This window comes from Limisphaera ngatamarikiensis (assembly GCF_011044775.1).
GTDB classification, from domain to species: Bacteria; Verrucomicrobiota; Verrucomicrobiia; order Limisphaerales; family Limisphaeraceae; genus Limisphaera; species Limisphaera ngatamarikiensis.
Map to the genome: position 1 here is coordinate 32,452 of NZ_JAAKYA010000014.1, position 21,670 is coordinate 54,121.

Annotated in this window: 16 protein-coding genes; 5 read left to right on the forward strand and 11 right to left on the reverse strand. The window is 63.9% G+C overall.

Annotated elements, in window-relative coordinates:
- Positions 1-2 precede the first annotated feature (2 nt).
- The 3 genes from G4L39_RS02595 to G4L39_RS02605 all read left to right on the forward strand — a co-directional run bounded on the left by G4L39_RS02595 (position 3) and on the right by G4L39_RS02605 (position 5,128).
- Positions 3-716, forward strand: coding sequence for a rhomboid family intramembrane serine protease (locus tag G4L39_RS02595; protein WP_165105673.1), 714 nt, complete (start codon positions 3-5; stop codon positions 714-716).
- An 84-nt stretch (positions 717-800) separates the two neighbouring features.
- The gene (locus G4L39_RS02600; RefSeq protein WP_165105675.1) at positions 801-1,133 is read left to right on the forward strand and encodes a chaperone modulator CbpM; all 333 of its coding nucleotides are present in this window, start codon (positions 801-803) and stop codon (positions 1,131-1,133) included.
- 728 nt (positions 1,134-1,861) lie between these two features.
- The gene (locus G4L39_RS02605; protein WP_165105677.1) at positions 1,862-5,128 is read left to right on the forward strand and encodes a DEAD/DEAH box helicase; all 3,267 of its coding nucleotides are present in this window, start codon (positions 1,862-1,864) and stop codon (positions 5,126-5,128) included.
- A gap of 121 nt (positions 5,129-5,249) precedes the next feature.
- Here G4L39_RS02605 and G4L39_RS02610 read toward each other — a convergent pair whose 3' ends face one another.
- The 11 genes from G4L39_RS02610 to mpl all read right to left on the reverse strand — a co-directional run bounded on the left by G4L39_RS02610 (position 5,250) and on the right by mpl (position 18,849).
- On the reverse strand, positions 5,250-5,855 hold the full coding sequence (locus G4L39_RS02610) for a c-type cytochrome (protein WP_165105679.1): 606 nt from the start codon (positions 5,853-5,855) through the stop codon (positions 5,250-5,252).
- Positions 5,852-6,748, reverse strand: a complete 897-nt coding sequence (locus tag G4L39_RS14560; protein WP_205880730.1) for a cbb3-type cytochrome c oxidase subunit II — start codon at positions 6,746-6,748, stop codon at positions 5,852-5,854. The genes G4L39_RS02610 and G4L39_RS14560 overlap by 4 nt, the downstream gene beginning before the upstream one ends.
- The gene (locus G4L39_RS02620; protein ID WP_165105681.1) at positions 6,745-8,115 is read right to left on the reverse strand and encodes a cbb3-type cytochrome c oxidase subunit I; all 1,371 of its coding nucleotides are present in this window, start codon (positions 8,113-8,115) and stop codon (positions 6,745-6,747) included. Before G4L39_RS02620 ends, G4L39_RS14560 begins: the two co-directional genes overlap by 4 nt.
- Before the next feature lie 102 nt (positions 8,116-8,217).
- On the reverse strand, positions 8,218-8,595 hold the full coding sequence (locus G4L39_RS02625; RefSeq protein WP_165105683.1) for a hypothetical protein: 378 nt from the start codon (positions 8,593-8,595) through the stop codon (positions 8,218-8,220).
- A complete protein-coding gene (locus G4L39_RS02630; protein WP_165105684.1) occupies positions 8,592-9,869 on the reverse strand; it encodes a hypothetical protein in 1,278 nt (425 codons plus the stop codon). Before G4L39_RS02630 ends, G4L39_RS02625 begins: the two co-directional genes overlap by 4 nt.
- On the reverse strand, positions 9,866-10,516 hold the full coding sequence (locus G4L39_RS02635; RefSeq protein ID WP_165105686.1) for a c-type cytochrome: 651 nt from the start codon (positions 10,514-10,516) through the stop codon (positions 9,866-9,868). Before G4L39_RS02635 ends, G4L39_RS02630 begins: the two co-directional genes overlap by 4 nt.
- Positions 10,516-11,061: a DUF3341 domain-containing protein gene (locus tag G4L39_RS02640; RefSeq protein WP_165105688.1), complete on the reverse strand. Its 546-nt coding sequence runs from the start codon at positions 11,059-11,061 to the stop codon at positions 10,516-10,518. The genes G4L39_RS02635 and G4L39_RS02640 overlap by 1 nt, the downstream gene beginning before the upstream one ends.
- Positions 11,058-12,464, reverse strand: coding sequence for an NrfD/PsrC family molybdoenzyme membrane anchor subunit (gene nrfD, locus G4L39_RS02645; RefSeq protein ID WP_165105690.1), 1,407 nt, complete (start codon positions 12,462-12,464; stop codon positions 11,058-11,060). Before nrfD ends, G4L39_RS02640 begins: the two co-directional genes overlap by 4 nt.
- Before the next feature lie 40 nt (positions 12,465-12,504).
- A complete protein-coding gene (locus tag G4L39_RS02650; RefSeq protein WP_165105691.1) occupies positions 12,505-15,738 on the reverse strand; it encodes a TAT-variant-translocated molybdopterin oxidoreductase in 3,234 nt (1,077 codons plus the stop codon).
- Positions 15,735-16,403, reverse strand: coding sequence for a cytochrome c3 family protein (locus G4L39_RS02655; protein ID WP_165105693.1), 669 nt, complete (start codon positions 16,401-16,403; stop codon positions 15,735-15,737). The genes G4L39_RS02650 and G4L39_RS02655 overlap by 4 nt, the downstream gene beginning before the upstream one ends.
- A 1,009-nt stretch (positions 16,404-17,412) precedes the next feature.
- Positions 17,413-18,849 (reverse strand): UDP-N-acetylmuramate:L-alanyl-gamma-D-glutamyl-meso-diaminopimelate ligase, encoded by a 1,437-nt coding sequence (gene mpl, locus G4L39_RS02660; protein WP_165105695.1) that lies wholly within the window; start codon positions 18,847-18,849, stop codon positions 17,413-17,415.
- A gap of 859 nt (positions 18,850-19,708) precedes the next feature.
- Between mpl and G4L39_RS02665 the strand changes: the two genes are divergently transcribed.
- Together G4L39_RS02665 and mreC are read left to right on the forward strand one after the other, a co-directional pair.
- Complete coding sequence (locus tag G4L39_RS02665; RefSeq protein ID WP_165105697.1) at positions 19,709-20,731, forward strand: rod shape-determining protein; 1,023 nt, start codon at positions 19,709-19,711, stop codon at positions 20,729-20,731.
- A gap of 48 nt (positions 20,732-20,779) precedes the next feature.
- Positions 20,780-21,589: a rod shape-determining protein MreC gene (mreC, locus tag G4L39_RS02670; protein ID WP_165105698.1), complete on the forward strand. Its 810-nt coding sequence runs from the start codon at positions 20,780-20,782 to the stop codon at positions 21,587-21,589.
- Positions 21,590-21,670: the final 81 nt, after the last annotated feature.

A 21,670-nucleotide genomic window follows, 5' to 3' on the forward strand; every position in this document is an offset into this window, starting at 1 on the left:
CCATGTTCCCGCTTCGTGATGACATCCCCAGCCGACGATACCCGATCGTCACCCGGCTCCTGATCGCGCTGAATGTGCTCGCGTTCGTCTGGGAGTTGAAACTCGGACCGCGCCTTGCCGATGTACTGCTGGTTTACGGAATCGTGCCCGTCCGGTATACCATTCCCGAAATTGCCCGGCTGTTTCACTGGCAGGAACAAATGTTGCCCTTCTTGACCTCCATGTTCCTGCACGGCGGCTGGACGCACCTGATCGGGAACATGTGGACCCTGTGGGTCTTCGGAGACAATGTCGAAGACCGACTGGGCCACCTGCGGTTTTTCTGGTTCTACCTGGCCGGGGGCGTGGCCGCGGCCCTTCTGCACATATATACCAATGCCAGCTCGCCCGTGCCCACCATTGGTGCCAGCGGCGCCATCGCAGCCGTCATGGGCGCCTATTTCCGGCTGTTCCCGCACGCCCGCGTGGAAATGATGATTCCGCCCTTCTTTCTGGGTCCCTACTTTGTCGTGCCGGCGGTGGTGTTCCTGGGCTGGTGGTTCATCCTGCAGTTCTTCAACGGCACGCTCAGTTTGCTGGCCCGGCCCGAAGCGGCGGGGGGCATCGCATGGTGGGCGCACATCGGCGGTTTTGTCTTCGGCGCGCTTCTGTGTAGTATTGTGAAGGTCAAGCACTTTTATCGGAGGCGGTATGTGGACGAGGAAATGCCCTGGTAAACCGGCCGCTGCGAGCTCCGCCGCGCCGATGCCGGCGGCCCGGGCAGTGGCCTCCCGCACCCGCACCTCCCCGGAGGACGCACCATGAACACCGACACATTCATCTCCGCCACCATGGCCGTCGAACTTTACCAACCCGAGGCCGAGACGCTTTATTCCATCGAACGGGCCGAACAGTTGACCCATATCCCGCGCCGCCGCATCGCCCTCTACTATCGGTACGGCCTGGTCTCCCCGGTCCATGATCCCGAGATGGGGGGATGGTTTTTCAACGATGAAGGGCTGCTGACCCTGCGGCGGGTGGATCATCTCCATCGCGTCTGTGGCATGAACCCCTCCGCCATTCGCCTGCTCCTGGGCTTGATGCAAGAGGTGGAGGAGCTGCGGCGCGAACTGCGATTCTGGCGCGGCTACTGACCCTTGGGGGTGTTCGAACCTTTCGCCCCCCGCCCCGCGGCCGGTGCCGGCAGCGCCGCGCCACAAGGCGCTAAGTCGAAAGGGCGGGCAGAGTCCATCTGCCCACCCCAAAACGCCGCACATCCATCGCAGTTGCCCCCTCGCCTGCATCCACCGGTCATGGTTTTGGGATTTGCCCCAAGTGCCGAGCCTGGAGGGTCGGCCGGGAAGCTGCCGACCGGGCCGGCGGAGCTCTCGAAGCCGGGCTACAAGCTTCCCCCCATCGCGGGCAGCCCTGAGCGCAAGTTCTTTAGGACCCGACAGGATCCCTTGATGCAGCAGCGTGGAAGTTGTCTTCGGGCCACAGGTAATCCGGTCATCCACGGCTGCCCCGGGACACAGCCAGTACGGTAACCCGGGCCTTTCCCGGCCGAGGTTCGCCGCGCAGTCGCCGGGCCTGAAGACCCCGCCGCTTTTCCCTCCCGCGCCGGGCACGCCACGGCTTCCCGGCGAGTGCCCGGGCAAAGGCTGAAACGTGCAACCGACCGGGCCCGCACAGGGTCCGCACCAGGACCAGAGGCTCCGGCCCTTCCTCGACTTCAACACAGACTACTTTTTCGCCCGGCGGGATCGTCGACGCCTTGATTGCCCGTTTGCCAAGGTGTCCCTCCATTTGAGATTGACCCGGCGGTTTGTTTTGTGCCGAGATGATGGGACAGTAGGAGAATCCGGTTACCAAACGCAGCACCATGCCGAGACGCGCCACTCAGAACGGAAACGGTGCCCGCCGCACAGCGGGCAGCAAATACGACGCGCACCATTCCGTCCTGTCCCAAGCCTACGGGGCGCTGGCCGATCTCCGCCGTGAACTCTCGGACACACCGGCGCTCATCGCCGAACGCCGTGAACTGCTCAACCAGTTCGCCCACTGCCCCGACGTCCAGCGGGCCTGGCTGCTGCTGGAGGATTATTTCGAGCGACTCAGCCTGAGCCGCCGGGACTTTCCCGGCGAAGATTGGTGGCCCCGGATGATTCAGGTCAGTGGGCCGGCCCGGTTGGAATTGCTCGCCTTCCTGTTTCTCCGGGCCAGGCGATCCCTGCCGCCGGAATTGCAGCCCTACGCCGACACTGAACGCTTTGCGCGGGCCGAACAAGACGCCCAGGAACGAGCGCTGGTGGAGGAACTGGAAAAATGGTTGGTCCCGCACAAGCCCGCCCTGCTGGAACAACCACGAGCCTCGCTCAAGGTCGTCGCCGTTCCCTGCCCGCATCCCGAGTCGCCCGGACAACACCAACTGCGGATCGATTTCCTGCTGACCCGCCCGCGCACCGGCGAGCGTTTGCGGTCTCTGCCCGAAATGCTCGACCTGCACACCCGGGCGGCCCACGAAGAGGAGCTCTTTTCCCGGGCGGATTGGGAGTTCATCACCTGGCTCGCCCAAGCTTACAAACCCCGACGACTCGAAACCGATGTGCTGGTGCTTTCCGGCTTCGACCTGCTCCACTGGCTGGCCCGATGGGGTCACACCGGCCGACTCCTCGCCCCTGACGGTCAACCGCTCCGGTTCGAAGGACGGGTGGCCGAACTTGAGCCCCACATCGAAATCCTCGAAGGCGAACCCCATCTGACCTACCGCCTGCGCGATCCCGACGGCCAACACCATCCTCTGGAAACCCTCAGCTTTTTCCCCCAGCAACCGCCCCTCGTCCTGGCCGACCACTGCTTTTATCTCTTGCGAAACGATCCGCCCCCGGGCGTTCTCGCCCGCTGGAGCGCCCGCCGCTCTGTGCCGGTCCGGAAACTGACCCACCGATTGCTTCATCACCTGCGTCAGGCCCGCGCCACCTCCACGGTTCCGTGGGACGACCTGTTCATCCTCCACCGCGCCAAACCCCAGTTCCTCTTCGAGCTGCTCGAGGATTCCATTCGGCTCCAGTTGCGGGCCCGCAGCGAGCGCGATGGAAGCCTGTGGTGCTGGACCGGGACCGAATGGCGGCGCCTGACACCGGCCCCTTCCCCCGAAAAACTCGAAATCCTGGACGACCCCCGCCTGGGCCCGGCCGTCCAATGGCTCAAAGAGCTGGACTGGTTCTCACCTGAACCGGGACTGTGGACCGGTGATCCAAACGAAAACTTCCTGAATGTCCTGGCCCGGGCCTGGCCGCATCGCCCTCCCGAAGCCGAGTACCTCGGCAATCCCGCCTTCCACCGGTTGTTCCTCCAACCGCGGCGCCTGCGGCCGCGCCTGCTGGTCCGGGGCAGCGGCATCGACTGGCTCTCCGTATCGGCCGAGTGGGAGGCCGAGGGCCTGCAATTGACCCAGGCCGACATCGAACGCCTGGCCACCGCAACCCAGCGCTTCGTCCGACTCCCCAACGCCGGATGGGTCGAACTCGACGTGGCTGCCGTCCAGGAGGCTCATGAGGTCATGGCCGACCTCGGTATGGAAGGGCTCTCGGCTGCCCCGGTCAAAATCGCCCTCCAACAGGCCGCCCACTGGGGCGAAGAGGAACTCCGGCGGTTCGCCGACACCCCGCAGGCCCGGGAATTGCGCGAACGACTGCAGTCCTTCAAAGGCATCCCCAGCCGCGAAATCCCCGACGGCCTGCGCGCCGAACTCCGCCCCTACCAAAAGGCCGGATTCGAGTTCCTGTGTCACCTGGCAGAACTGAAACTGGGCGGCATCCTGGCCGACGACATGGGCCTGGGGAAAACCCTCCAAACCCTGGCCTGGCTGCTCTGGCTCAAACAACGCCATCCCCGGCAGTCCAAACCCTCGCTGGTCATCTGCCCCGCCTCTGTGCTCCATAACTGGCGGCGGGAAGCCGAACGGTTCACGCCCGACCTGTCGGTCCTGGTCCTGGAAAGCGGCGCCGAACGACACAACCTGCGGCGTCAAATTCCCCAGCACGACCTGATCGTCACCAACTACGCCCTCTTGCGCCGCGACCTGGACGCCCTGCGCAAGTTCAGCTTCCGCGCCCTCGTCCTGGACGAGGCCCAGTTCATCAAAAACCCCGGCGCCCAGGTCACCCAGTCCGTCAAACAACTCAGGGCCGAGTACCGTCTGGCCCTCACCGGCACACCACTGGAAAATCGCCTGCTGGATCTCTGGAGCATCGTGGATTTCATCCAACCCGGCTACCTCGGCTCCCAGGAACAATTCCTGCAAACCTACGAAATCACCGGCGCCACGGAAGAAGCCGCCGTGGCCCAACGCATCGCCCGCCGCCGATTGGCCGCCAAACTCCGCCCCCTGCTCCTGCGCCGGCTCAAAAAACACGTCGCGCGCGATCTGCCCGACCGCATCGAGCAACGGCGCGACTGCCCCCTCGGCGATGAACAGCGCAAACTTTATCTCGCCGAACTCCGTCGCAGCCGCGACCAGGTCATGCGCGCGGTCGAAACCCAGGGCCTCCAAAAGAGCAAGATGCACGTCTTGGCCGCACTCACCCGCCTCCGCCAGATCTGTTGTCACCCGCGCCTGGTCGGCAGCGACGCCCCCAGCGGCAAGACCGAAACCCTCTTCGAACTCCTGGATCCCCTCGTGGCCGAGGGCCAGAAAGTCCTGGTCTTTTCACAGTTCGTCCAAATGCTCCAAATCCTCGAAGCCGAATGCCGCCAGCACAACATCCCCACCTATCTGCTGACCGGCCAGACCCGCAACCGTCAGGAACTGGTGGCCGCCTTTCAAAACGACTCCGAACCGGGCGTCTTCCTGCTCAGCCTCCGCGCCGCAGGCACCGGTCTCAACCTCACCAGCGCCAGCTACGTCATCCTGTACGATCCCTGGTGGAACCCGGCCGTGGAAGCCCAGGCCATCGACCGTTCCCATCGCATCGGCCAAACCCATACCGTCAACGCCTACCGCCTGATCGCCCCCGGCACAGTGGAGGAAAAAATCTGGGACCTCCAACAGCGCAAAGCCCAAACCATCGCCGATGTGTTGGGAGAACAGGGCTTTGCCCGCAGCCTCACCAAAGCCGACCTCGAATACCTCTTCGCAGAAGACTGAAGCCGTGGCCGGACCTCCCCACCCGCCGGCCCCTCGATTGCAGTTCTTGGGATCCGACCCAACGGCTGCCACGCAGCTTACAACACCCTCGCACCCCGCCAGCTCCCATCCACCGGCCCATTCACTGAATGGCCAGCAGTTCTTTCGCCGTCCAGGGCTGGGTCCGACCCGCCGTTTCGGATTTCACGGCGTCCACCTGCGCCGCTGTGATGGGCTCGGCATTATTCCCCCATGCTTGTCGAATGTAAGTCAGTGCCGCAGCCAAATCCTCCGATGACAACGCCGCCCCCATGGCCGGCATGGCCAGATTCCAAACCTGACCCTTGACTTCGATCGGACCGACCAGTCCATGCAACGTAATCCGAATCAGTCTCGCCGGCGATCCCAAAACCCACTCGGCTCCCGCCAGGGGCGGTGCCTGCCCCGGCTTGCCCTGCCCGTCCACCCCATGACACAGCGCACAAGAGGTCTCGAAAACCACCCGGCCCCGTTTGATCACGGCATCCGCGCCGGAAACGGGTTGCAAGGCCGTCACAACCGCCAGGGACCCAAACGGCCGGTACACCCGGTCATCAAACCATCCACTGTGATGGTCAAAGTAAATCATCCCCCCGTACGCCAGCACCGATGCCACCACCACCAACCACATCGGCACGGTCACATTCCCGGCCCGCGGCAATGCCGCACCGTTCCGAACCTCTTCCCGTACAGAAGCATCCGAATTCATGGCTGCACCCCTGACTCTCCCAGATCCGACCCTGCAGTGGCCACCCCTGCGGACGGCAGCACCACCGGAGCCTCAAACAGCGACGTCGTGGCCTGCAAACTCCGTAAATACGCCACCAGTGCCCGTGCCCGATCCGTGGGGACAACCACCTGTCCGGGGCCGGGTGCCCGTCCCTCCGGCAAAGACAGCGCACCGGAGACCTCGCCTTCGCCCGCAGACCGGACCTCAAACAAATACCGATAGGGCGGCATCATCGAACCCGGACTGTGAATTTGGGGATCCCAAAGATGTACCAGCAGCCACTGCTCATCCGGCAACCGGGCGCCCGCGTTCGCCAGATCCGGGCCCACCCTCACCGAACCCAACATCACCGGCCGATCCCACAGGTAATCAGCCGCCACACTCCGCCGCAACCCCCAGCCCCGGTCAATGTCCGAACCCAACGGCCTCACCGTAAGCATCGTGGCCCCGCCCGCGCTCTCCAACAGCTTCCGCGCCCGTTCCGCCTCGTCGGGAGCCACGCCATCCAGGACCTGGAACGGCAGATTGGTCACCGCATGCGCCACGCGCGCCCGCTCCCACTGCGGTGCCACAGCAAGAATCGCCTCGACCAGCTCCGTCAAATTCGTCCCGGCCTGGGTGACAGCCACCCCGACCGAAAACCCCTCCTGTCGCACCTGCTGACTGTGACACGTGTAACACCCTTCCGAGCGGTACACCTCGCGACCCTGCGCCGCCAGACCGGGCCGTGCCGCGGGATACAACTGACCATCCGGAACCGTACGGGTCTCCACCTGACGGCCCAGTTGAACCTGGGGATACAACACCATCCCGTACCAGGACCCGGCCAGCCCCAGCAAAGACACCACAAACACCCACGCACCCCGATTCATTCCGTCGCCTCCTGCAAAGCCACCGGGCGGGTCACCCGCATCCACCAGCTCCGCCAACAACCCACCCACCAACGCACCGTCATGCCGATCAGGCTCCAGCCAAACAACACCACCCCCAGCCACCACAAAAGCTCGCCCACCGTGCTCAGTCGCAGCCACATCAACGTCCTCTGCAACACGGCGACGTTGGAAAGCGCAGTATCCCTCCATGCCAGCCCCTGCACCAGACCGGCCGCAGCAAGGGACAACACCAACAGCAATCCGCCCGTCACCATGCAATACCCGTGCCATCGCACCCAGCCGGCCCAGCCACCCGGCAACCGTTCCTCCCTGAGCCAAGCGTAGAAACCCGCCACCCCGGCCAGGCCCAGAAACCCATGCGCCTGCGCCCACTGACGAGCCGGGTCCCACCACGTCTGTTCCAACACGCGGTCCAGACCCGGCACATGCAGGGCAAGCTTTGCCGCAGCAGCAGCCAAAAAGCCCGCACGCGCCCACCACAGGAACCACCCCGCCGGAGCTTCCCGCAAACGTGCCCGCCAGCCGGCCATGGTACCCCGCCAGTTCAACCACTCCGCCACCCACGGCACCACACAAAAGATCGTTGCGACAGTGCTCGTAACCGGCAGCCACGCGGGCACCGGAGCGGATGGAGCGATGCCCGTCCAACCCCCGAACACCAACAAGCCCGCAAACGCCAGAATCGCCAGGTTCCGACTGTAAACCGGCCGACCGGCAACCCGCGGCCACCAACCGTGCATTAATCCCAGGCCCATCAAGGTCCCGGCCAGCAACCACGCATTGGCCCCAAACCATCCATCCACCACCGCCTGGGTCACACCGCGCACCGGCTTCAAGTCCAGAAGTACAAAGGCCGTCGCCGCCGACCACCCCATCCACAACACGCCGGACAACACATACCAATGAGCCGGTTCCAGAGATCGCTCCCGCCGGTCATGCCACGTGGCCAAAAACGACACCAGATACAATACAAACCCGCCCGCGTACACCCAAACCGCCTGACGGGGCAGTCCCCATGCCTCGTATCCGGTCGTCGCTCCGCTCAAAATTCCCAACAGGGTGACCAAACTCCCCAGATGCCACAGCGCACCCCCCAGCAACGCCAACCAGGGATAAGCCATCCCATTCCGCGCCAGCCGACCCAGCCACCCGAGCAATACACCGAACACCACCGGCAATACAGCGCCCCACCAACCCACCTGGGTGGCCGCCACCCGCACCCGCCCGTAGGTCAGCCAGGAATTGTCCGCCAAAAAGCCGGGCCCGTGAAACTTGATGGAGGCGATCAAGGCCAGCGTGGCAGCCACACACCAACCCACCGTGCCGCCCACCACCCAGGTCAGCACGCAGGCAACAGCCGCCCCCGCCGATGAGCGGGGCTCCTCCCCACGGTTGTGTACAATACCCTCCATTCCTCTTCAAGGTGCTGCTGGGGCACAATTTGTCGGTCACTCGTACGGACTCGGCTGCTCCGGCTGCGCCGGCGGCGCCTCATTGGCTTTGCGCACCCGCTCGATCAAATTCGCTCGTGCCGCTGCCGGATTTCTCCATTCCCGCTCCGCCAGTTCGAGTGCCACCGGGATGGGCAACCGAACAATGCCCTTCTCCCGGTTGATCCAGGCCGGGCTCGACTCGGCCTGGTGCGCGACCGCGCGGACCTCCTCCAACGCCTTGTAACGCTCCGCGACCCGCTCGGCATTCAAATCCGGCGGGGTGACCAGGCGGCGCGTGGCGGTAACCATCAACACCACCACCCCGAGGGCTACAACCACCGCCCCCACGTAAACCCACAATCCATTTCCAGACGGGAAACCGTTCCTTCTCATGCTCGACCTTCTTGAGGCGCCGGTGGCGCGTCCGGCAGGTCATTCACCTGATCCAGTTCGCCGCCGGAAATCTGTGTCGGCACCGGATGATACAGCCCCATGGCCTCGATCAGCCGCGGATCCTTGACCGGATACGGCGGGGCGGAAGCGTACCGGGCCAGATACAGCTTCGTGAGCAAACCGCCCATGAAGGCCCAGCAGCCCGCCGTCAGCCAGACCCATCGCAGAGGCCAGCCATCCGGGTGGATCACCGGGTAGATGTTGAACCCGAGGTCCACAACGTGCATGAGCCACGCCCACACCATCAACGGCGCCATCAGCCACCACTGGCTTTTGGCGTCAATGCGCAGCAGGGCCAGAAACGGCAGTAAGAAATGCCCGAAAATCAGGATGATCCCGACCCAGAACCACCCACCGCGCTCCCGGATGACATACCAGAACGTCTCCTCCGGGATGTTGGCGTTCCAGATGATGAAGTACTGACTGAAATGGATGTAGGCGTAGAACACCGTGAAGGCGAAGATGAGGGTGCCCAGGAAGTAAAACTGATGATCATGCAGCACGTGGGTCAGCACCCGTTGCCGGTTGAGCACGGCCGTGATCACGTAGACGGTGGTCAGGGTGGCCCAGACGCTGCCGGCAAAATAATACACACCGTACATGGTTGAGAACCACTGGTGCTGCATCGCCTTCATCCACAAGATCGCTCCCAGCGTCAGCGTGATGGCAAACACGAAAATACCCAGGGCCGAGTAAAATCGCATGCGATACGTGCAAAGCGCCTCGCCGGTTTCGTCCTGGCGCAAGGACCAGTAGCGGAGCCGATGGGCGAAAAAGCCCCACGCCGCAAAGCACAACAGGGAGACCAAATAGAAGGCCGGCCGCGTCAGCAACGGCCACTTGGCGTGCAAAGCATGGTCGGTGTGGGGATCGGCATGCATCCACGCGTACAGTTCCGGTGCCAGCAACCCCACCGGAATCCATAGAAACAGCAGCCATGGAAACAACAAACCGGCAATATGCTCGCACTGACGCCGAATTGGCACCGACCATCCCGCATCAAACAGGTGGTGCACCATCACCAGGAACAGGGCGCCCAAACCGATGCTCAGCCAGAACATGAACCCGAGCAGCCATGCATGGGCGAACTCTTTCAGGTTCACCAACGCCCCCACCAGGGCCAGCGCCCCACCGCCCACCATGCACCAGTCCGGCACCCGACGCCACCGCGTCAGGTCCCAGGGCGGCCCCAAGGTTACCTGCTTGACACTCATGGTTGACGCTCCAAAGCGGTTCGCATGTCGCCCGGCAGTTCCTCCAGGGTGCCCAGCCAGCTCCGCTGCAGCACCCGCACATAGGCCACAATCGCCCACCGATCCTCCACCGGGATCTGGGCGGCATAACCCTGCATCAGGTTCTTGCCGTGCGTGATCGTGTTGAAAATCTCGCCGTCCGGCATTTCCACAATCCTCTGATCGTGTAGGTTGGCCACCACGGACATGCCCAGTTTGCGGGTCACGCCGTTGCCGTCGCCCATCGGACCATGGCAGGGGGCGCAATAAATGCCGAACCTCTCCCGACCCCGCTGCAGCAGCGCTCCGGTGACGGCCAGCGGGTTCAGCTCCACGAAATTGGTGGTCCCGGGCAGCCGGCCCGTATTGACCGGGGCATCTTCGAAGGGAAGGACCGGACCCGCCGCGGTCTGGATGGGCTGAGACCGCCGCACCGTCCCCGGTACCGGAGGTTGTGAGCTGATGCCATTCGGGAAGAACGCATTGGGTTGCTGGGGACGGAGCTTCAGCTGCCGGTCCATGTCGGGGAAGATCTCAATCGGCGGCTTGCGCGACATGCTGCCGCGACAACCGGCGATCCCCACAATCACCGCCACCACCAGGGCGTAGATGAGCAGAAAGTATCGCATCACTCCTCCACCACCTCGATGTTTCGCCCGCCCAACGACGCCAAAAACTCGCGAACCGAGGCCTCGTCAAACTTCGGATCCGCAGCCTCGATCACAAGGAAGAACTTGTCATGGCTGGCCCCGCGCTCCACGAACCGGGGGTGTTTCAGCAACGGATGATGCCAGCGCGGCAACCGGTTCAGAATCAACATCCCGCCCAGCGCACCAAACGCACCCAACAGGATCGTCAACTCGTAGGAGGGCGGAAACGCCGAAAACGGACTGAACATGGGTTTACCGCCCACCACGATCGGGTAGTCAAACGCGTTCATGAACCAGATCATCAGCATGCCCGTGGTGTAGCCGGTCAGCCCGCCGAAGAAGGCGAACCATCCCACCTTGGAATTCTTCAACCCCATCGCATGGTCCATCCCGTGCACGGGAAACGGCGTGTACACGTCCCAGCGCGTGTAGCCGGCGTCACGGACCCGCTCGGCCGCGTGCATCAAATCGGCCGGCGTGGGGAACTCGGCCAGGATGCCGAAGATCGGAACCGACGGATTCATGCGTGCCCACCTCCCTGCAACTTGGCCCCGCCGAGCGGATGATGCGGATCCGCCTGCGGGGTGACCCCCTTCACCTCGGAAATCGCGATCATGGGCAAAAACCGCATGAAGAGCAGAAACATCGTGAAGAACAGGCCGAATGTCCCCAGGAACGTGGCCACGTCCACCCACGTGGGCATGTAATAGTCCCAGTTGGCCGGGAGGAACTCCCGATGAAGCGAGATCACGATGATCACAAACCGTTCAAACCACATCCCGATGTTCACCAGGATCGAGATGATGAACACCAGCCAGAGATTCTGCCGGACCCGGCGGAACCAGAACAACTGCGGTACAACCACATTGCACGTCAGCATCAGCCAGTAGCCCCACCAGTACGGACCGAGCGCGCGGTTCAGGAAGGCGAACCGTTCGAACGGACTGCCGCTGTACCACGCAATGAAGAACTCCATGGCGTAGGCGTACCCCACAATACTGCCCGTGGCCAGGGTCACCTTGCACATCACGTCGATGTGCCGCATGGTGATGATATCCTCCAGGTGGCACAGTTTCCTCAACGGCACCAACAGCGTCAGCACCATGCCAAATCCGGAAAAGATGGCCCCGGCCACGAAGTAGGGCGGGAAGATGGTGGTGTGCCAGCCGGGCAGCTGCGACACCGCGAAGTCCAATGACACAATGGAGTGCACCGACAACACCAGCGGGGTGCTCAGTCCGGCCAGGATGAGATACGCCTTCTCGTAATTGGTCCAGTGCCGGTTGGCACCGGTCCAGCCCAGGGCAAAGAAGCCGTAGAGGATCTGGCGCAACCGCGTGCGCGCCCGGTCGCGCATCACCGCCAGGTCCGGAATCAACCCCATGTACCAGAACAGCACGGACACGGTGAAATAGGTCGAAACGGCAAAAACGTCCCACATCAGGGGGGAACGGAACTGTGGCCAGATCCCGTTGGCATTGGGAATGGGAAAGAGATACCAGTCGAACCAGACCCGGCCCACGTGCACGGCCGGATAAATGCCGGCGCACATCACGGCGAAGATGGTCATGGCCTCGGCGGCCCGGTTCACCGCCGTGCGCCATCGCTGCCGCAACAGGAACAAAATGGCCGAGATCAATGTGCCGGCGTGACCAATGCCGATCCACCACACGAAATTAATGATGTCCCACCCCCACATGGTGGGATGGTGGTTGCCCCAAACGCCCACGCCGGTGCTGATCTGATAAGCCAGCATGGCGACCAGCACCAGAAACATCAGGAAACTCGGGATGAACGCCAACCACCACCACAGCGGCGCCCTCCCCTCGGCGATTCCGGCAATGTGATCCGAAATCCATCCGAGGCTCCGCTGGTTCAGAACCAGCGGCGGTCGTTCCAGTTCCTTCGGCACCGGCGGAGGTGTCATGGAAATTGCGGTTTGGGCCATGGCACTGCTGCGATCCGGTTCAATGTTGCAAACGGGTGGCGGCTCCCGACCCCCGTTCCCGAGGCCCGGCCGCGTGCGGTTCTTCCCGGAACGGATCGCCCGACCGAACGGTGTATTCGGCCAGGCTCAACGGGATCTCGTGGTAGTCCGGCATGGCCGGATTCGGATTCCGAATGCGCGCCAGATAGGTGGTCCGGGGCTTGGTCAGGAGAAACTCCAGCACACTGTAGTCCCTGGACTGCCGTTTGAGTCGGGACACCCGGCTGTTCGGGTCCGCAATGTTGCCGAACACGATGGCGCCGGCCGGACAGGCCTGCGCGCAGGCCGTGGTGAAGGTGCCGTCCGGCACCACCACGTCGCCGGAGTCCCGCGCCTGCACCTTGCGCTGGATTTTGGCCTGCTCGATCCGCTGGATGCAGTAGGTGCATTTCTCCATCACGCCGCGCATCCGCACGGTGACGTCCGGGTTCATGACCATCTTGACGAGTTCCAGTTCCTCCTGCGGACGCCGCGCGAAGGGGCCCTTGTACAGGCCGTCCAGCGGACGTTTGTTGTAATCGAAGAAATTGAAGCGGCGCACCTTGTAGGGGCAGTTGTTCGAGCAGTACCGGGTGCCCACGCAACGGTTGTAGACCATCACGTTGAGCCCCTCGTGATCATGCACCGTGGCGTTGACCGGGCAGACGTTTTCGCAAGGGGCGGCCTCGCAATGCTGGCAAAGCATCGGCTGCATCACCACCTGCACCTCATCGATCCAGGATTCGCGCCACTGTTTTTCCTCCCGCCGCCACACGCGCTTGTCCGTCTGCCGGGCCGGATCGCTCGCGTAGTACCGGTCAATCCGCATCCAGTGCATCTCGCGGCCGCGCCGTACCTGGTCCTTGCCCACGATGGGAATGTTGTTCTCGCTCTGGCAGGCAATGACGCACGCCGAACAGCCCACGCACGCGTTCAGGTCAATGGACATGCCCCACTGGTGGAGTGCCTTCTCCTTTTCGCGATCCAGCGGGTTCGGGTACAACGGCGCCACCACCGGCGGCTCGTGCAGGTTCAGCCGCTTCACGAAGTCCGGGTATTTACGAAATTGTTCCAGGTTCGCCTCCCGGATGATGGCCCGGCCTTCCATCGACCAGTGATCCTGGGTACAGGCGATCACATGGCGGCGACCCGTCCCCCTGACGGTGGCGCCCACGGCAAAATGCGGAGCCGCCGCGGTGCGAATCGCGTAGGCGTTGAAGCCCACCCGTCGTCCCACGCGCCCGGCCCGCTCGCGCCCGTAACCCAGAGCCAGGGCAACCACGTGATCCGCCATGCCGGGTTGCACCCAGGCGGGCCCGGTCACCACGCGGTCGCCCAACCGCACCTCGACCAGTTCGGCGTTGACGACCCCGAGCGCCTGGGCCGTACGCCGGCTCATCAAAACCGCGTTGTCCCACGTGATCTTGGTGATGGGATCCGGCAACTCTTGCAGCCAGCCGTTGTTGGCATACCGCCCGTCATCCAGGCTGTGATCCCGATGCCAGACCACCTCCAGCCGGTCCGCTGCGGGCTGTTGCGTCGAAAGAGCCCGGGCGGCCTCCACCACCACTTCGGAACGCAAGGCCAGCCGGCCCAAGGACGCTGCCGGCCCCTTTCGAAAGCCATCGTGCAGGAAGAATTTCCATTCCTCCTCGAAATTCGCCGGCTTCTCCCGTTGCCGGAACGTCTCCCGGACAATCTCGTAGGGCTGGGTGACCTCGTGACCGGCCAACCGTGCCAGGAACTCCAGTTCCGTCAGGCCTCCGAACAGCGGCTGGATCATGGGCTGCACCGGCAGGTACGCCCCGTCGCTGGTCAACACGTCCCCCCAGCTCTCCAAATAATGCGCCAGGGGAAAATGCCAGTGACACAGTGGGAACGTTTCATCCTCGTAATAGCCCAGCCGGACCACCGTTCGGGCCTTTTGCTGGGCCTCGGCCCAGTTCAAGTCAGCCGGTGCGGTGTACACCGGGTTTGCTCCGAGGATCACCAGCGTTTCCACTCGGCCGTCCCGCAACGCCCGGGCCAGTGCCGGCAGGCCCTCTTCCGGAGCCGGTTCCTCGGCGGGCACCAGTTCCAGTGTGGTGTCCACGGCGCCCAGGGCATGATTGATCGCATGCGCCAGTAGATGCACGGCCAGGGGCTGACGATAACCCGCAACCACCAGTACCTCTCCGCGATGGGATTGCAGGTCCCTGGCACACTCGTCCAGCCACTCGGTCCAAAGCCCAGCCGGGTCGCCCTCGGGAAGGCCCGTCACACCGCAACGGCGTGCCAGATACAGCGCCGCCGCCCCCACCTGCGAAGCCGGCAGACGCAGTCGATGATCCGCCTGGGCACCCGTCAAGGTCAACAGGGCCTCCAGGACGTACAACCGGCTGATCTCATCGGAGGGTTGTTCCAGGCGCCGACTCTGGGCGAACCGCCGGATGTGCTGGAAGGCGTCGTCCTCCGTACCCAGAAAATCACAGTCCAACGAAACAATGACCCGCGCACGGTCAAAGCGGAACCGGGGTTGAACCGGCCGGCCATAGGCGAGGGAGGCGGCACGCCGATGGATCGCCAGATCCAGCGGATCATGCTCATACCACGTGGCCTCCGGGTAACGTTGCTGGAGCTCCCTCCGCAGCCGTGCCCGCGAAGGCGAGGTGGAAGGCTCCGCAAGGATGGCCAGCCCGCGTCCCTTGTCGGCGGCCAATCGACCGGCGAGTTGGGCCAGGAAGTCCAGGCCTTCCTGCCTGGGGACGGTCTGCCCGTTTCGCGCCACCCGACGTGCGCGGTCAGGGTCGTACATGTTCAGGATCGACGCCTGGGTCCACCGGTCGGTTCCGCCGTTGCCGTCCGGGTACCGGTCATTGCCCTCGATCTTGATGGGGCGGCCCTCATGCACTTTGACCACCAGCGGGATCGCGCCGGTCCGGGTGGGCATGGCCGTGGCGTAAAATTCGGGCCGGCCATGCACGTAGCCCTCGGGCTGTTGGGCAAACGGCATCAACCGTTCCTCGGGCCGACGACACCCGCTGCCGCCCAGCCCCACGCCGGCCAGCAACAGGGAGGCCGACATCAACCGCACAAAATCCCGCCGCGACAACGCATCCGGCTCTTCCAGCACGGACTCGGGGAACTCCCGTTCGAGCCATTCGCGGGATTCGGCGGCCCCGGCTCCATGCTCGGGGCTCCGCCAGTAACGGCGGTCCAAATCGGCTTGCGGTCCTGTCGAATGCGGCGTCTTCATCGGTGGCAAGCGGAACAGTTCTGCAGGGACTCCACCCGCCAGTGCTCCACCAACCAGCGGCCCTGGGCCTGTTGTTGACGGGTGTTTTCGGCCGGGTCTTCACTCCAGCGCCAGCCCAAATCGGTAATCTTGTCCAACGGCCGGATGAACGAGGCCGGATCCCGGTGACAATCCAGACAAAACGACATGCTCAGGGGTTTGGCATGGTAAACCTCTTCCATCTGGTCAATCCGCCCGTGACATTCCACGCAGCTGATCCCCCGGTTTACATGCACCGCGTGGTTGAAATAAACGTAGTCGGGCACCTTGTGCACCTGCACCCATGCAATCGGCCGTCCCGTGGCCACACTTTCACGGACCAGCGCCAGGCGCGGATCATCCTTCAGCACCTGGTTGTGACAGCTCATGCACGTGCTGGCGGAGGGGATGTTGGAAAACCAGGACCGCTCCACGTCGTGATGGCAATAGCGACAGTCCATACCGAGCTGATCCACATGCACCTTGTGGGAAAAAGCCACCGGCTGAATCGGCTGATACCCCACGCGTGTGTATTTCGGCGTGAAGTAATACCAGACCCCGGCCACCACGCCGCCTCCGATCAGGAGCACCCCGACCACGATCATCAGCGGCAGCCGATTCATCCACTTTGGAAAAACGGCTGACATTTCCTCAAGCCCGTCAATGCACGAGCCTTTTCAAATCCCTTGCCCTTGTGAGCCACACACCCGAGAAAGACCCTTCCCGGAGTTCGGGACTTCCTGCGGCACCTCACCCGTCAAGGGTGCGAACATGGGAATCGTCGCCCCGCGGGCAGGACCCGTACGCCCCGAAAATCGTGGCCCAGACCTTATCCAAGCCCCGAAAACCGATGCAAGCAAAAAACCGCTAAATTTTGCACAATTCCCGAGTAGCCGAAGTTGTTCAAGACCTGAGCCATGGCGGGCCGGTGATCCGGGCAATCGGATCAGAACCGGCGCGGCCATTTCTCCGTGAGCCTGCAGGGTTTGGCCTTTGCAATGCGGCCGTTGCGGCCCGTGGCAGAGCAGGTGTTATGGCCGGCTCTGTCGTCGTTCCGAAACCCTCGGACGCACGTCCGTCCGTGCGGGCGTACCTGCCGTCCGTGGCCCTGGTCAGCGTGGCGGCGGTGCTGCGCACGCTCATCCCTTCGGGGCAGGATTGCAGGGACGCATCACATCAGCGCTGCTGCTCATCGTCCGGCCCTGGGTTCCCGGACAATATTGGCAGTCCGGAGTGTGGTCCATTGTCGCCGCCAGCAGAGGTTGCGACCCGGGATACATACTCGAGAGGCCTTAACCCGGGAGGGCATCTCCCATGCCGCGAACCGTGTTTTGAGGGTGCGTTCGATGACACCGTCTCGCACCGAGGTTCACCGAATCGCCACCGCAGCCGACCTCTCGGCGCCCGTGCGTGCACGGGGCCGGTCCTGCCCATGCAGGGCACCGATGGGGTGACCGGGACTCCCACCGGGCAACAGCCGTGGCTACAGGGCTTGAAAAGCCCTGCGCCGCCTCCGACCGATGGGGATCGAGGTTGCCGGAAAGCCGGACCGATCCTTTTTCCCGGTTGAATCCACCTGCCCCGGCGGCCAGGGGATCTTCGGGGTGGAGCCGCCCTCTGGCGGGTGGCCAACCGGCCTCTTCCCCTGTCGCGCAGTCATCGGCCGGCCGTGGCGCCGAGGGCTGCGAGCCCCACCCGGGCGCGGCGGTTCAGCCGGTCGAGCAGCTTCTCATGAATCCCGCCGAAGCCGCCGTTGCTGAAGATGACCACCACGTCCCCGCCCTCGGTCTCCCGGGCCAGGTGGGACACGATGGATTCAACCTCCGGAAGGTACAGGGCTTGCTTGCCCGCGGCGCGCAGGTCGGCCACGACCTGGTCCGGGTCGAGTCGTTCTTCGGGATCCAATTGCTCCAGACGGGCGACCTGGGCGATGACGATGCAATCGGCGGGCGCGAAGGCTCCGGGGAGATCCTTCTGAAAGACGCGCCGGCGGGTGGTGTTGCTGCGGGGTTCGAACACCGCCCAGAGTCGCTGGCGCGGGTATTTTAACCGGAGGGCCTCGAGGGTGACCCGGATTGCGGTGGGATGGTGGGCGAAATCGTCGATGACCGTCACACCATCGGCCACGCCCCGGACCTCGAGCCGGCGGCGGACGCCCTGGAAGGTATCGAAGGCGGATTGGATCTGCCGGTTGGATAGCCCGTAGTGCTTGGCACAGGCGACGACGGCCAGCGCGTTGCGCACATTGAACTCGCCGGGGAGGTTGATGTGGAAGCGGTAGCTGGGGATTTCGAAGAGGCTGGCGCCGGCGCCGAGCTGGAGGTTGAAGGCCCGGACGGCGTTGTGCTCGCCCAGCCCGAACTCCCGGACCGGGCAGAAACGCACTCCCAGTAGAGGACGCAGGTTGGGATCATCGCCGTTGGCCAGGACCAGTCCGTTCCGGGGAACCAGCCGGATCAATTGTTCAAACGACCGTTGGATGGCGGCGAGGTCGGGGAAGATGTCCGCGTGATCGAACTCGAGGTTGTTGAGGATCACGCATTCCGGAAGGTAATGGACGAACTTGCTGCGTTTGTCGAAGAAGGCGGTGTCGTATTCGTCGCCCTCGATGATGAACCATTCGCTGTCGGTGAAGCGTGCGCCTCCATCAAAGTTGAGGGGCAGGCCGCCGATGAGGAACCCCGGGCGGAGCCCGTTGTGTTCGAAGACCCAGGCCAGCAACGCGGCCGTGGTGGTTTTGCCATGAGTGCCGGCCACTACAATGGAGCGTTTGCCCCGGATGAACCGTTCCCGGAGCAGCTCGGGCAGGGAACAGTATCGGAGCTTGTGTTCCAGGCAATATTCCGCCTCGGGGTTGCCGCGGGAGATGGCGTTGCCGATGACCACAAGGTCGGGCCGATGCCGGAGGTTGCTTTCGCTGTAGCCGGGCATGACCTCAATGCCGTTTTGGGCAAGGAAGGTAGACATGGGCGGGTAGGGATTGAGGTCGGAACCGGTGACCTGGAGCCCCTGCTGTTTCAAGGCCACGGCGGTTGAGGCCATTGCCGTGCCACAAATGCCCACAAAATGTACGGATCGGATGTCGCCCCACATACGGCCAGCCACTGTAGGGAAACCGGCGGACGGGGAAAGCGCGAATTGGAGTACGATCGGGAGCAGGCGCATGCCATGGGTACACCCGGTCCTTCAACGCGCTGACCTGCAAATTTCAGGCCCACGCGACCCTCCGAGAAGGGGATCGAAACCACCCGCACACTTTGCAGCAGGGTCGAGTCGGAGAGGGCCGCTGAAGGGCGGTTTTGCAAGCGGTGGCCGGTCGCCGGGGCAAACCGCCCGCACACGTCCAGAGCCGGAACGAATTCGAAGTACGCCCTCCGGCGCTCCGACCGGAGCGATCAAAGTCAACCGGTTGGCCCGGCACCTGGCTTCCGACCTCAAGCGTGCGCCTTCTCTGGAGTGCTTATGCAGGACCGGGACCCAAGCGAGAGGCCACTGACGGGGCTGAAGGCCGAGTAAAGACAACCGGAACTTCGCTGTGGAGGCCATTTGACCTGCCGGAGGAAGCACGCTGACCGGTGAACCCATGCCATGACCGGGTCGGAGCCGGTAACGGATGTGGCCCCTTGCGCCCGGGTATCGAGCCCGAATCGAGCCCGGCGATTCGGCCGGATTGAGGCCGAAATGCCGGATGCGAGCGCAGCGGGCCCTGCGGCCGGCTTTTGGACCCAGCTCTTTCCAAGCCGTGGCGGCCGTTTTTGGTTCCGGTTTGGGTCGTCCTCATCCATCGTGCAGGCGAAGGGCGAACGGCGGCGGGCCGGGCGGGTGACCGCATGAAAGCAAGGCGCGGACCAGCTGGCCGGGGGGATGGCGACCGGCGGCCGGGATTGATCGTTAATGGTCTTGACCGGCCACAGAGCAGCCCCCTACGTTGGGCAAAGACAGGCAACATTTCATGTTTGCGCAACTAAAAAGTCTGTTCTCCAACGACATCGGGATCGACCTGGGCACTGCCAACTCCCTCGTGTACGTACGGGACCGTGGCATTGTGTTGCGCGAGCCTTCGGTGGTGGCGATTGAAGCCGGGACGACCAACGTGTTGGCGGTGGGTGAGAGCGCCAAGCGGATGCTGGGTCGGACCCCGGGCAACATCGTGGCCATTCGCCCCATGAAAGACGGGGTGATCGCCGATTTCGAAATTACGGAGGCGATGTTGCGCCATTTCATCCAGAAGGTGCACCACCGGAAACTGATTGCGCCTCGGGTGGTGGTGGCGGTGCCCTCGGGGATCACGGAGGTGGAGAGACGGGCGGTAAAGGACTCGGCCATGCACGCCGGGGCCCGCGAGGTGTATCTGATTGAACAGCCGATGGCGTCGGCCATCGGGGTGGGGCTGCCCGTGGAGGAGCCCGCCGGCAACATGATTGTGGATATTGGGGGGGGCACGTGCGAAATCGCCATCATCTCCCTGGCCGGCATCGTGTTCAGTCGCAGCCTCCGGGTGGGCGGCGATGAGATGGACGAGGCCATCATTGCGCACATGAAACGCGCCTACAACCTGTTGATTGGCGAGCGCACAGCGGAGGAGATCAAGATCCGGATCGGATCCGCCTACCCGCTGGAGCAGGAACTGACCATGGAAGTGAAGGGGCGCGATTTGAGCACCGGTTTGCCCAAGACATTGACCATCCGCTCGGAAGAGATCCGGGAAGCCCTGCGCGAACCGTTGTCGGCCATCCTGGAATCCATCCGGTTGACCCTGGAACGCTGCCCGCCCGAGCTGGCGGGGGATCTGGTGGACCGGGGCATTGTGATGGCCGGGGGCGGTTCGCTAATTCGGGGCATCGACCGGTTGGTGTCCGAAGAAACGGGTTTGCCGGTGCACATTGCCGAGGACCCTCTGAGTGCTGTGGCCGAAGGCACCGGCCGCGTGCTGCAGCACCTCGAATTCCTCAAACGCGTCACTCGTGCCGACTAGTCGGTTCCTTGCGCTCGGTCCGTGTGAACCGTGCGGTGAAGGAACGGCATGTGGAAGCGATCGCATTCGGTCGCCCTGGGTTTGTTGGCCGGGCTCAGTCTCCTGTTACTGAGTCTGCCCGATGAGCTGGCAACCCGGGTCAAACTGGCGCTGAGCACGTTGTACCTGCCGTTGCTGGGCCTGGCCGGGGCCACCCAGCAGGCCGGCAACCACGTCGCCGAGGCGCTGCTCTCGCGACGCGAGTTGCTCCGTCAGCTCGAAACCTTGCGCCGGGAAAACGAGCGACTCCGGATCGAAGCCCTGCAGGCAGCCGAATGGGCCCGGGAAAACGAGCGTTTGCGCCGTCAGTTGGGCTGGCAACAAACATCGCCGTGGCGCGATCGACTCCGGCTGGCGCGGGTGACGTTGCAGGATCCCACGCCCTGGTGGCGGACGCTCCAGGTGGATCTGGGCAGTCGCCACGGGGTGCGACCCGGTTTGCCGGTGCTGGTGCCCGAGGGTTTGGTGGGCAGGACACAGGAGGTCGGCCCGTTTCACACGCGCGTGGCGTTGCTCGGCGATCCCAACTGCAGGGTGTCAGCCCGGATCCTCAATCCGGCCGGGGATGTGGGGATTGTACAGCCCTCCGACCCGTTGCAGCCGGGATGGGTGGTTCTGAGTTACCTGCCGCGAACGGCGCAGGTCCTGCCGGGGCAACCGGTGGTCACCAGCGGCCTGGGCGGGGTGTTTCCGGCCGGGATCCCCGTGGGATCGGTCGTGGACGTCCATCCGGTGGAGAACGGGCTTTATTTGGAGGCGCGGGTCCGGCTGGCGGCGCCCATCCATGCGCTCCAGGAGGTCTGGATTCTATGGCCCTAACAGCGAAGCGAGCCCAAACACGTGCGCAACGGCTCTTGATGAAGCAGCAGGTTCGGAGCCGGACCCGCGCCCGACGCCGGC